Here is an 11,828-nt window from a genome sequence, read left to right on the forward strand (position 1 = left end):
TCTCCCCCTTTTATGTATCAAAAATAGTTCGCTTCTCTAAATAATAATCCCTGCTTTTATTATGAAAAACAAGAATAAAAAAAGAACGTGCGTCTTCACAGCACGTTCTTCATTTGATTCACAGAATGATGCTCGACGACGACACCTTCTACCGGCACCGTCAGTACATCCACTTCACAATGCGGGAAATTTTGGGCAAGCTGCTTTTTCAGCGCTTCTCCCTTCCCTTTTTCCACTAAGGTCAAAATAGTCGGCCCAGCACCGCTTAATGCCGTTCCATACGCGCCTTTTAATGAAGCAACGTGCTCCACCTTGGACAGCTCTGGGACAAGCATTGTGCGGTATGGCTGATGAAATAAATCTTTATTCATCATTTCCCCTACAAGCGGCCAGTTCTGCGTCATTAAGGCGGCAACAAGGACGTTACTCACTGCACTCGCACTCACGGCCTGTTTATAGGAAAAATCCTCTGGCAGGACATCACGGGCATCCTTTGTGAGCACTTCATAAAAAGGAATCACGACGACGACATCTACATCCACATGCTGCACTTTAACGGCATGTGTCTTGTCTTCTTCATGAAGACCGATGAGTAAACCACCGAATAAAGAGGCACCCGCATTATCTGGATGACCTTCTACCTCACTTGCAAAAAAGAGCTTCTGATCATCGGTCATCTTTAATTCAAGCAACTGATTGGCGAGCTCAATAGCGGCGACAATGGCAGCAGCGCTGCTACCCAGCCCCCTTGCTAATGGAATATCACTCCACACTTTGACATGAACAGGCGGGAGTGTTTTTCCAAAGTCATCTGCGACCTTTTTAGCTGTTTGGTAGATCAGATTATCGGTGCCTGATGGAATACCAGACACAACATCTGTTTCTGCTTCAAACAGCCAGCTATCATGGTCATAGACCGATAGCTTTAAGTAGCGGCTGAGCGCCATTCCGACTGAGTCAAAGCCTGGTCCTAAGTTGGCAGTGCTTCCCGGTACTGTGATTGAAAAAAGCATGGAGGCGTTACTCATACGCGTGCGGCCTTTTCTAAATGTTCCAGAATTTGATCTTCATCTGCATCCAGTGTGACCGGTTTGATGTGCGAAATATCAATCGCCGTATTTGGATCTTTTAATCCGTTTCCTGTCAGTACAGCGACGACTTTACTCCCTGGCTTAATTTCTCCAGATTTCACTTGTTTGAGTACACCTGCAATTGATGCACAAGAGCCTGGCTCTGCAAACACACCTTCTTCACGTGCGATCAATTGATAGGCATGAAGAATTTCTTCATCTGTCACTTCATCAATTTTCCCGTTTGATTCATCTGCCGCTGCTACAGCTTGCTTCCAGCTTGCAGGGTTCCCGATGCGAATGGCTGTTGCAACTGTTTCTGGCTGCTCAATGACTTCATTTCGAACGATGGCTGCAGCACCTTCTGCTTCAAAACCACGCATGACTGGCAGTCCAGTGCCTTTTTTCTCATGATATTCTTTGAAGCCTTTCCAGTACGCTGTAATATTCCCCGCATTTCCAACAGGAATCGCCAGTACGTCTGGTGCGGAGCCTAGCTGCTCACAGATTTCAAATGCCGCTGTTTTTTGTCCTTCAATTCGGTATGGATTGACGGAGTTAACAAGTGCGATCGGTGCTTTTTCACAGATGCTACGGACAATTTTCAGCGCATCATCAAAGTTGCCGTCAATGGCAATGATTTCTGCTCCGTACATGACAGCCTGCGCCAGCTTACCGAAGGCAATTTTTCCATCTGGAATGATGACAATACATTTCATATCAGCGCGCGCCGCATAAGCTGCCGCTGCTGCAGACGTATTCCCTGTCGATGCACACATGATCGTATCATTGCCTTCTTCTTTTGCTTTTGCGACGGCCATGACCATCCCGCGATCCTTAAAAGAACCTGTAGGGTTGACGCCTTCTGTTTTCACATGAAGTTCAATCCCCAGTTTTTCGGAAAGCTTTGCGAGATGAATCAGCGGTGTGTTTCCTTCATTTAATGTTAGTTTAGGTGTTTGTTCGTTTACTGGTAAGAATTCTTGAAATTCTTCAATGAGTCCATTCCACTTCATCAGCTTAAACCGTTCCCTTCTACTCGGTACGTGCTCTTCACTTGAACCACCACGTCGAGATCGTTTAATGTTTGCAGGATATTTGAGAAATCTTCTTCTGATGTCTGATGTGTAATAATCACAATTTCAGCAAGCTCATCATGCCCTTTGACAGGAAGCTGAAGGATCTTTTCAAAGCTGATGCCTCTTTCAGAAAAAATCGATGTAATGCGGGAGAAAGCTCCGACTTGATCTCTCACATGTATTCTTAAAAATTGCTGTGCAAATACTTCGGATGATGATTTGATTTTCTTCTCAAATTGCGGTGCAATAAATCCACTGCCATTCACACCAAGACGCATGTTTTTCATAACAGCGACTAAATCAGAGACAACAGCTGTTGCCGTTGGCAGGCTGCCTGCTCCAGGTCCGTAAAACATCGTTTCTCCGACAGCACTTCCGTAAACATAGACAGCATTAAATTCATTGTTGACAGAAGATAACGGGTGATGATCAGGAAGTAAAGTTGGCTGTACGCTGACCTCCACTTTCTCTCCGTCCCTTTGGGCAATTCCAATCAGCTTCATTGTATAGCCAAAACGTTTACTGAAATTAATGTCCTCATCCGAGATGTCAGAGATGCCTTTCACTTTCACATCCTCTAAGTCTACATTCATGGAAAAGCCGAGTCTTGCCAGGATGGCCATCTTTCTTGCCGCATCTAGTCCTTCTACATCCGCCGTCGGATCTGCTTCTGCAAAGCCAAGATCCTGCGCTTCTTTTAATACATCTTCATACGCACTTTTATCGACATTCATTTTTGTTAAAATAAAGTTCGTTGTCCCGTTCACGATTCCCATCATTTTTGTGATGCGGTCAGAGGCTAAACCTTCCTCTAGTGTACGCAAAATCGGAATCCCACCTGCGACACTTGCTTCATAGTAAAGGTCACAGCCGTTTTCTTTTGCTACATGTAAAAGCTCTGTGCCATATAGCGCCATTAAATCCTTATTGGCTGTAATGACATGCTTCTTCTCATTTAATGCATCTATTAAATATTGTTTTGTCTCTTCAATGCCGCCCATTACTTCAATTATGACGTCGACCTCTGGATCTCGAATCACATCGTATACTTCAGTTGTGAAGACCTCTCTTGCCACATCCACATCTCTTTTTTTATCGGGATTGCTCACAAGCACTTTTTGTATTAATACCGGACAGCCGATCTGGTGCATTAATTTATCCTGATGATCTTGAATAATCTTAACGACACCGCTCCCCACTGTTCCTAATCCTAGTAGTCCAACTCGAATTGCCTTCACCTGAAATTCCACCTTTCTCCGTAAATGTCCTCTCTAAAAAGACATTTGTTAACCTAACACAGACATTCAATGTACACACATTATAAAGGGGTATCCTCATTTTGACAAGGTAATAAAATAAGAGAATATGAGAATGAAACCGCTTAACAGCTATTTATATCAAGATTCTATATTTTCAAAATATTTTTGTGAGAAAAGCTCCCGAAGCCGGGAAGCTTGAGATTACGCCTGAACTGGCGTTTTGGCTTGCTGATCTTGCAGGACAAGCGCAATATTTTCAGCACATAAATGCATCATGTTTTTTCTCGTTTCAACACTTGCACTTCCGATATGAGGAAGCACTGTTACATTTGGTAATGTCGTTAACGGGTGATCTGGGCTGACTGGTTCCTTGCTAAATACATCAAGACCTGCTCCTGCAATTTTCCCTGTCGTGACAGCATCATATAAAGCATCTTCGTCTACCGTCTGCCCTCTGGAAACGTTGATGAAGTAAGCCGTGTTCTTCATCTGCTCAAATGCTTTCTTATTAAACATTTCTTTCGTTTCAGGCGTTAAAGGCGTCAAACAAACGATGAAATCAGACTGCGTAAGCAGCTCATCAAATGCGGCATAGGTCACACCTAGCTGCGCTTCTGCTTCTGGCTTTCTTGAACGATTATGATACAGAACATTCATATCAAAACCTTTTGCCCGCTTGGCCAGTGCGGTTCCAATACTGCCCATTCCGACAATCCCTAACGTTTTATGATGAACATCAGCACCGGCTAGAAGAAGCGGCCCCCAGCCTGTCCAGTTCCCATCCTTAATCCAATCACTCGCTTCGACAATTCGTCTTGCTGACGCCATCAAAAGCGCAAAGGCTAAATCAGCTGTCGATTCTGTTAAGACGTCCGGTGTATGACATACCGTGATCCCGTGCTTTTTAGCTGCCTTTAGATCAATATTGTCATAGCCGACCGCGAGATTCGCGACCACTTTTAGATTTGGAGCATTTGATAAAAGTGCCTCATCTACTTGATCTGACAGCATCGTGAGCAGCCCATCTGCTTGAGCCGCTTGTTTTTCTAACTCTTCTCTTGGACACGGCTCATCCTCGCTCGTCCACATGTCAATATGAGCGACTTCTTTTAATGGTGTAAGTGTTGTTTCATCAAGCTTTCTTGTGATATAGACATAAGGTTTCGTCAAGAAGAACACTCCTTTGGTTGATTTCTTTAAGCATAACGAAAAACGCCTCAAGAGAAAAGAGACGTTTCGTCTGTTCACTGAAACTTCAAATCAGCGGATTGATGAATCCATCCAACAGGAGGAATGAGATGCCCACCGCTGCGCATGGCACTCAATTCTTGAAACACCTTGAGAAAATATTCGTAGCGGTTCGCATCATTTAAAACATAATCTAATCGTTCTTCATAATAAGATTTTTCATTTTCTCCTGACATATAATAACCTTCGACAATTTCAAAATAATGAAGCGGAAACAGAAGACGGCTGTACAGCAGACGCTTTGAAAATGATGAAAGAGGCGTAACCTGCTCATATTGCTGCAAAAAGGAGAATCCCTCTTCAATTAAATCCTCCTTATGCTGGACAAAGGTTTCTCTTAAATATTCTGCGATGTCTCTTGTTGGATGGTCAAATACCCAGTCAACAGGTAAACGAAGCGGCTGCTCATGTGGCCAGGTCATACGTGAAAAGCGCTGATGACAAACAGTACCTGAATCACATTCTTTTGGTTCATCATCAAGCTCTGTATCCACTAAATATTGAATGGCATTTTCCGTTAATCCGAGATAATACGGAAAGGATTCAATGAATTTCTTTTCAAATCGTTCAAGTGGTTTTTGATGCATTTGCTGCATCCAAAAGCCTTCCAGCTGGTCTAACCGTTTTGCCCATAATTCCTTCCAAGCTCCGACACGTTTTGTTTCAGACACCTCATAAGGAAACCCTCTCCCTCTGACATGAAAAGCCGCCAGCTCTGGTGCGTGCTGAAATGAGCGGCTTGTAACCCGCGGTGCTGCCTTTAATAGAGCGTACAGTTCTTTTCCATGGGTAAAAGTCGGTTTCTCTTCGTTTGTTAATTCAAACACGGCAACGTATGGGTCACCGTCATTCAGTAAATACTGACTGATATGATAAAGCTCTGTGAGTTCTTCTTCTCGCAAATGAGACACGGGAACAATGATGAAGAGAGCTTTCGCCGTTTGAAAGCTCTGATAACTGCCATATGGCATAAATTGACGCACATCAATACCAAATGTGTGATAAATGGTTTCTTTCATGATTTCACCTGCGTTCATAAAATCAGTCTCTTATCATATCGTAGTCGCAGGTTGAGGGATTTATGAATACTATTTACTATCCGAAGCTTTTTCACACGTTGTGGACAAATTACGAGGATTGGGTGAGGAACATGCCGCATCATCATGAGATGAACGAAGTAGAAAAAACAGCAAGACGCCGTTTACAAGAACGAGGCGTAACCATTCAAGATATAGCAGACCTTGTCTTCTTTTTGCAGGAAAAATATCATCCTGGCTTAGACATGACAGAGTGCATCCACAATGTGGAACGTGTCATCGCAAAACGTGAAGTCCAAAATGCCATCTTAACAGGCGTTGAACTAGATGTTCTCGCTGAGCAAAAAAAGCTGACAGAACCGCTGCAATCCATTCTTGAAACAGATGAAAGTCTATATGGTGTGGATGAAATTTTATCCTTTGCCATCGTTAATATTTATGGCTCCATCGGCTTTACGAATTACGGATATATCGATAAAGAAAAACCAGGGATTCTTGGGAAACTCAACGATAAATCCTCAGGCGAATGCCACACCTTTTTAGATGACATTGTCGGTGCTATTGCTGCGGCAGCATCAAGCAGACTGGCACATAGTGCGAGAAATGCAGAATAAAACACAAAAGAGGACGTGCGTCTCACGCTTGTCCTCTTTTCATTAAGATAATCGTTCAATCCACTCAGATAATGAATCAATGACATAGGTTGGCTGTTTGTCATATTTCTGAAGCAGCTCTTTTGTCGTGACGCCTGTATGGACAAGCAGTGTATCCATCCCTGCATTCATCCCTGCCATAATATCGGTATCATAGTTATCGCCCACCATGAGCGTCTCTGACACATCTGTCCCGAGCACCCGCATGGCCTGTTCCATAATGATAGACTCTGGCTTTCCGATAAATGTTGGCTGCACTGTTGTCGTAACCGTCAGCACAGATGTTAACGATCCATTTCCAGGTAACAGCCCTCTTTCTGTCGGAATGGCAATATCTCCATTTGTTGAAACAAATTGTGCACCTTGACGGATCGCAATGGCTCCTACCGCTAGTTTTTCATATGTAATACCGCGGTCTATTCCAACGACAACGAAATCAGCGTCTTCTTGACCAAACGACAAGCCTTTTTCTTTGATGGCCTGCTGAATGCCTTCTTCTCCGATCACATACACCGAGGCATCTTTCTTTTGTTCTGCGATATAGTTTGCCGTCGCCATACTTGTTGTAAAGACTTGTTCTTCCGTTGCTGGAATATCGAATGAAACCAGTTTCTCTGCTACTTGCTTCGGTGTGCGTGAAGAGTTATTCGTGACAAACAAATAAGGGATGTTCAACTCATTTAACTTGTGAACAAATTGCCCCGCCTCTTCGATCTTTTCTGTTCCTTTATACATCGTCCCGTCTAAATCAATTAAATAGCCTTTGTATTTCATGCTGCTTACAACTCCAATGGTTTATTTAAACGCTGATACTGGTCCAAGCTCCTGCTCCAAGTAAGTGCGAATTCGATTCGGGAAGACTTGCAGCGCCTGTTCTACCTCACTGATGACCTGCAACAAATCGTGATGAACCACTTCTTGGTACTGCTGAACAAGTGTTTTACGACACGAGACCAGTTTTTTCAGGTGAGTGCCTTCTTCTGTTGGTACAACCTTTTCATCCACAAGAATATCCATGATGTCGTCATAGCTTCCTGGGTCCCGCATGATAAAGCCGTCAATCATATCATTTCCTGTATCAAGAATACATTCGACGAGCAAATGAACAATTCGTTCTAGCGCTTTTTTTTCTAAAGGGCTTGACCATGTTTGATGACTGCGCATCAAATTATATTGCTCCTCAAAAAAACGTAATGTCTCTTCAATCTTCTTTCTGTCTACGAAATACATCATGACGCTCCCCTTTGCGTTATTTTCTAATCCGCTTTAAGACAAAATAGGCACAGCCAAAATTACAGTATTCATAAATGTATTCATCGAGTGTACTGATTTTTGTATCGAATGTGGCCTTTTGGTTTTGGTCATCAAAGAACCCCTTCAGCCTAAGCTGGTTGTAGCCCCAATCCCCCACAATATAATCATACTTATTTAAAATATCTGAGTACCTTGCTTTAAACGCTTCCTCATCAAAGCCGTCTTTGATTTCTCTGACAAGATCAAAGGTAGCATTCTGAATGACGATCATCTTCTCACCTCTTTTTAAACGATCCATCTTTAATGATAATTCATTGGAACAACTCCATCAATTGCTAAAGCATGTTTTTTCCGATTTAGCCGAAGCTAAAGAAAAAAGGAGGTCACATTTATGATGAAACAACTGACAGCCACTATTCTCCTATTCATGCTTTTAGGTGGGTGCGGCTTTCAATCAGGCATGAACCGGCAAGTGGATGAAGATTCTTCCAGCAAGACAATCCGCCTGTCTGATCGTCATGAAGGAAATAATTCCAACATGCCAGAAGCAGATACGAATCGAGCAGGCTATGTTCGTTATCAGCGCCAGCAAGTAACCGATCAAAAGGAAAGAACCCCTGCTTTAAATCGTGAGCACCTTGCCCACGTGATTACAAGTTTAGCCATCCAGCTGCCAAATATAAAGGATGCAGCAACACTTGTCACAGACGAGGATGCCCTCATTGTGTATCGAACAGGCAACAAAAACCGAGATGAATCAGCCGATCAAGTGAAAAAAACAGCGGTTTCTGTTCTCCCTCGTTATTATCATGTGTACGTCTCTGATAACCCAGAGCACTTTCAATCCATTGCCAATTTTTCACGTCTTCAAACCAATTCACGTGATTTTGATCAAATTTTAACGAAAACGATTCAACAAATGAAATACTCTCCTCAAGGCGGAGATATTTCAACGAAAGAAGATGCCAATGGCATGACGAATTCCGATCGGACCATGAGACGAAACACACCTTACGGCCAAAATTAATACGAGAAAAAACGCCAGAGAGCTCTGGCGTTTTCTTTGTTATGCTTGCGCCTGACGCTTCTTAGACGCTTCGTTTACTTGTTCGTCTGCATGATAAGAAGAACGGACAAGCGGTCCAGCTTCACAGTGGCTAAAGCCTTTTGACATGGCAATTTCCTTCAGCTCTGCAAACTCATCTGGATGGTAGTATTTTTGCACTTTCAAATGCTTTTTCGACGGTTGTAAATACTGACCAATTGCCATAATGTCAACGTTATTGGCAAGAAGATCATCCATAACTTCGATGATTTCTTCCTTCGTTTCACCAAGTCCAATCATAATGCTTGATTTCGTTGGAATGTCAGGCTGCATTTCTTTTGCACGACGCAAGAATTCCAATGAACGATCGTATGTAGCCCGTGCACGAACTCTTGGTGTTAACCTGCGTACTGTTTCAATATTGTGATTTAAAATATCAGGGCGTGTATCCATTAACGTTTTCAAATTATCATAATTGCCACCCATGTCTGAAGGGAGAACTTCAATTGTTGTGAATGGACTTTTTCTTCTAATGGCACGAACAGTTTCAGCAAATACGCCTGCTCCGCCATCTTTTTGGTCATCCCTTGCAACCGCTGTTATAACAGCATGCTTTAAATTCATCAAAGCCACTGAATCTGCCACGCGTTCTGGCTCTTGCAAGTCTAACTCAGTAGGAAGTCCGGTTTTCACCGCACAGAAACGGCATGCGCGCGTACAAACAGATCCGAGGATCATAAATGTAGCAGTTCTTCTCACTGCCCAGCATTCGTGAATATTCGGACATTTCGCTTCCTCACAAACGGTATGTAGGTTGTTTTCCCGCATCATTTTTTTTAAACCGGTATAGTTTTCATTCGTATTCAGCTTAATTTTAAGCCAGTCCGGTTTTCTTACGTGCTCTTCCTTCTTTGCCAATTCCATCATCTCCATATGAATTCGTTAAAGGTGCATATACAATCGTCTTCCTGCTATATACGATGGATGCAGCTATTGCCGCAAAAAATTGAATCTTCGGCCTAAGGCCTTTTCTTTAGACACTTTAACATAGTACAGATTGAACAACAAGGGAATGAGCTGCAAAAATACCCAAAAGACTCCTAAAATAACAGAAGAAAATTACTAACATTTTCTTCTTATGAAATAACGTGATCAAACCACACTAAACGGTAGAAGAGATGTTCGAAGAAAGGAGATGGACGTTTGTGAAAGTGGTTTTAGCGATCATCATCGCTCTTTCAATGATTCCCGCATCAGTCCATGCACAAGGGGCAAACAAACAGCCCGATGAATTAAAAAAGCGAATGGCACTGTATGAAAAGATCGCCATCACCACACAGGTCCCGTGGTATGTACTTGCTGCGGTTGATCAGTATGAACACAATATACGCAAAAGCAGAAGAGATTTACCAAAACAAACAGGTGTGATTGGTATCTACATTCCCCGGGAAATGTGGATAGGACCAGAAAATCCCAATAAGCAGGATACCTCTCCATTAAGCATTAAAGTGTTTGACGGTATTGGGCTTGATGGTAATGGGGATGGAAAAGCGGAAATCGATAACGATGAAGATGTCCTGTTCACGTTTGCTCAATACTTGCTCCATTACGGCAGCAGCATCGACCAATTAAAAATCGCGCTGTGGGATTATTACGGACGTGATCAAACCGTTGGAATCATTTCATCTTTTATGAAGCTCTATCAGCATTACGGCCATCTTGACCTTGGTAAGCATGCGTTTCCTCTTCCGGTTGGCGCTGACTACAGCTACAGGAGTACATGGGGTGATGCGAGAGGCTTTGGAGGCAGAAGAATTCATGAGGGCACTGATCTTTTTGCTCATTACGGTCTTCCTGTTCGTGCGACATCGTACGGCGTGATTGAAATGAAAGGCTGGAACCGCTTTGGCGGCTGGCGGATCGGCATTCGAGATATTCATAATCATTATCATTATTTTGCCCACTTAAATGGCTTTGCTAAAGGACTCAAAGCTGGGCAGATTGTAGAACCTGGTCAAGTCATCGGATCAGTCGGAAGCTCCGGTTACGGTCCACCTGGCACAGCAGGAAAATTCCCGCCACACCTTCATTACGGCATGTATAAAGACAATGGACGAACTGAATGGTCGTTTGATCCTTACCCTCATTTAAGGGCATGGGAAAGAGCCGAGCGGAAACGTCATTAAATAAAAGGAGAAGTTTAGCGATACCGCTTGCTTCTCCTTTTGATATGTATCAACATTTCCCCGGAAATCATGCTTAAGCAATTACTGCTTATGCTTTTCTTTCAATCCTAAAACTAAAAAAAGAATCCCCATAATGAAAAAAAGGAGATACACAACTGTTACTTCAAGTGGAATCATGTCAAACATCCCTCTAAATAAGTCGACACTCAAACTGTCACTCCCAGCTAATAATATCGATGCTGACATATATTTAGCACTAAATACAATGGCAAATACCAAAAAACAAAACCCGCTTACATAAATTTTCTTCATATCAATCAAATCCTCCTCTCACTTTCATAACAGACGATCGTGAAAAATCAGCCTTCAGGATAGCTATCACTATTTAAAAAAGTAAAACAATGAACATTTATCATGACATGTAATCCGTATGGAATCAACTGGTTAATTAGGATATGATGAGCCAATGAAAGACTACTTCACAAAGAGTTAGGGGGCTGTTTTTTGAAAAGAGGAATGACCTTTACCATTCCAAATGAATACGGAGTCTTCCTTGGAGAAGTGCTAAAACCGATCGACATCACCAAATTCAGCTGGCGAATCGATACCGAAGACTCGAATATACTAGTTGATGGTGAAAAAGATGAAGAACTTTTTCCTGAAGGTAAAACAGAAATGGACGGTATAGAACTCAAACACCTCATTGAAAACAAGACGTATTATATGATTTTCGCCGATTTACAAGCATATCCAAAAGGGACATTGTCTCATATTAAGACCTATGAAGAATTTATTGAAAGCCAATGCGAGCTTGTTATTTTAGTGGCCGATTGCTCCTATGTCACGATCTATTGCAAAAATAAGGGAACACTCGAATGGCTATACAAGAATGCAGTTGAATGTGGATTTGAAGACGTGACCTATATCACCGATGAAAATGATACAAGGACAAGACTGTCTGTTTCGTAACAACAAAACGTTCATCACAAAAACACTA

At 42.5% G+C, this 11,828-nt stretch carries 14 protein-coding genes; 4 read left to right on the forward strand and 10 right to left on the reverse strand.

Features of this window, described 5'->3' with window-relative positions; all coding sequences use genetic code 11:
- Positions 1-95 precede the first annotated feature (95 nt).
- The 5 genes from thrB to yutH form a co-directional block, all read right to left on the reverse strand.
- The gene (thrB, locus tag LCD32_RS14490) at positions 96-1,028 is read right to left on the reverse strand and encodes a homoserine kinase (protein WP_007500423.1); all 933 of its coding nucleotides are present in this window, start codon (positions 1,026-1,028) and stop codon (positions 96-98) included.
- A complete protein-coding gene (gene thrC, locus LCD32_RS14495; RefSeq protein WP_008346825.1) occupies positions 1,025-2,086 on the reverse strand; it encodes a threonine synthase in 1,062 nt (353 codons plus the stop codon). The genes thrB and thrC overlap by 4 nt, the downstream gene beginning before the upstream one ends.
- A complete protein-coding gene (locus LCD32_RS14500; protein WP_017358915.1) occupies positions 2,086-3,387 on the reverse strand; it encodes a homoserine dehydrogenase in 1,302 nt (433 codons plus the stop codon). Before LCD32_RS14500 ends, thrC begins: the two co-directional genes overlap by 1 nt.
- A gap of 222 nt (positions 3,388-3,609) precedes the next feature.
- Positions 3,610-4,578 carry a 2-hydroxyacid dehydrogenase gene (locus LCD32_RS14505; RefSeq protein ID WP_017367983.1) on the reverse strand — a complete coding sequence of 323 codons (969 nt, stop codon included), beginning with the start codon at positions 4,576-4,578 and terminating at the stop codon, positions 3,610-3,612.
- Between the two features lie 74 nt (positions 4,579-4,652).
- A complete protein-coding gene (yutH, locus tag LCD32_RS14510) occupies positions 4,653-5,693 on the reverse strand; it encodes a spore coat putative kinase YutH (protein WP_007500419.1) in 1,041 nt (346 codons plus the stop codon).
- A 113-nt stretch (positions 5,694-5,806) separates the two neighbouring features.
- Between yutH and LCD32_RS14515 the strand changes: the two genes are divergently transcribed.
- Positions 5,807-6,307 (forward strand): phosphatidylglycerophosphatase A, encoded by a 501-nt coding sequence (locus tag LCD32_RS14515; protein WP_024719755.1) that lies wholly within the window; start codon positions 5,807-5,809, stop codon positions 6,305-6,307.
- Between the two features lie 42 nt (positions 6,308-6,349).
- On the opposite strand, the gene LCD32_RS14520 is transcribed toward LCD32_RS14515, so the two are convergent.
- Genes LCD32_RS14520 through LCD32_RS14530 form a run of 3 tightly spaced genes read right to left on the reverse strand, consistent with a single transcriptional unit; the run spans position 6,350 to position 7,871 of the window.
- Positions 6,350-7,120, reverse strand: coding sequence for a TIGR01457 family HAD-type hydrolase (locus tag LCD32_RS14520; protein WP_007500417.1), 771 nt, complete (start codon positions 7,118-7,120; stop codon positions 6,350-6,352).
- A gap of 21 nt (positions 7,121-7,141) precedes the next feature.
- Positions 7,142-7,576 carry a DUF86 domain-containing protein gene (locus LCD32_RS14525; RefSeq protein WP_017367989.1) on the reverse strand — a complete coding sequence of 145 codons (435 nt, stop codon included), beginning with the start codon at positions 7,574-7,576 and terminating at the stop codon, positions 7,142-7,144.
- A 19-nt stretch (positions 7,577-7,595) separates the two neighbouring features.
- Positions 7,596-7,871, reverse strand: coding sequence for a YutD family protein (locus tag LCD32_RS14530; protein WP_008346837.1), 276 nt, complete (start codon positions 7,869-7,871; stop codon positions 7,596-7,598).
- A 120-nt stretch (positions 7,872-7,991) separates the two neighbouring features.
- Here LCD32_RS14530 and LCD32_RS14535 point away from each other — a divergent pair, with 120 nt between their 5' ends.
- Positions 7,992-8,627 (forward strand): YhcN/YlaJ family sporulation lipoprotein, encoded by a 636-nt coding sequence (locus LCD32_RS14535; protein ID WP_224564073.1) that lies wholly within the window; start codon positions 7,992-7,994, stop codon positions 8,625-8,627.
- A gap of 39 nt (positions 8,628-8,666) precedes the next feature.
- On the opposite strand, the gene lipA is transcribed toward LCD32_RS14535, so the two are convergent.
- Positions 8,667-9,563, reverse strand: a complete 897-nt coding sequence (lipA, locus tag LCD32_RS14540) for a lipoyl synthase (RefSeq protein ID WP_008360456.1) — start codon at positions 9,561-9,563, stop codon at positions 8,667-8,669.
- 323 nt (positions 9,564-9,886) lie between these two features.
- Here lipA and LCD32_RS14545 point away from each other — a divergent pair, with 323 nt between their 5' ends.
- The gene (locus tag LCD32_RS14545; RefSeq protein ID WP_224564621.1) at positions 9,887-10,831 is read left to right on the forward strand and encodes a M23 family metallopeptidase; all 945 of its coding nucleotides are present in this window, start codon (positions 9,887-9,889) and stop codon (positions 10,829-10,831) included.
- An 81-nt stretch (positions 10,832-10,912) separates the two neighbouring features.
- On the opposite strand, the gene LCD32_RS14550 is transcribed toward LCD32_RS14545, so the two are convergent.
- Positions 10,913-11,143, reverse strand: coding sequence for a hypothetical protein (locus LCD32_RS14550; RefSeq protein WP_035389306.1), 231 nt, complete (start codon positions 11,141-11,143; stop codon positions 10,913-10,915).
- Between the two features lie 192 nt (positions 11,144-11,335).
- Between LCD32_RS14550 and LCD32_RS14555 the strand changes: the two genes are divergently transcribed.
- Complete coding sequence (locus LCD32_RS14555; protein ID WP_072368433.1) at positions 11,336-11,800, forward strand: DUF2691 family protein; 465 nt, start codon at positions 11,336-11,338, stop codon at positions 11,798-11,800.
- The last annotated feature ends 28 nt before the right edge of the window (positions 11,801-11,828 follow it).

Source organism: Bacillus sp. RSS_NA_20 (genome assembly GCF_020165915.1).
GTDB lineage: Bacteria > Bacillota > Bacilli > Bacillales > Bacillaceae > Bacillus > Bacillus altitudinis.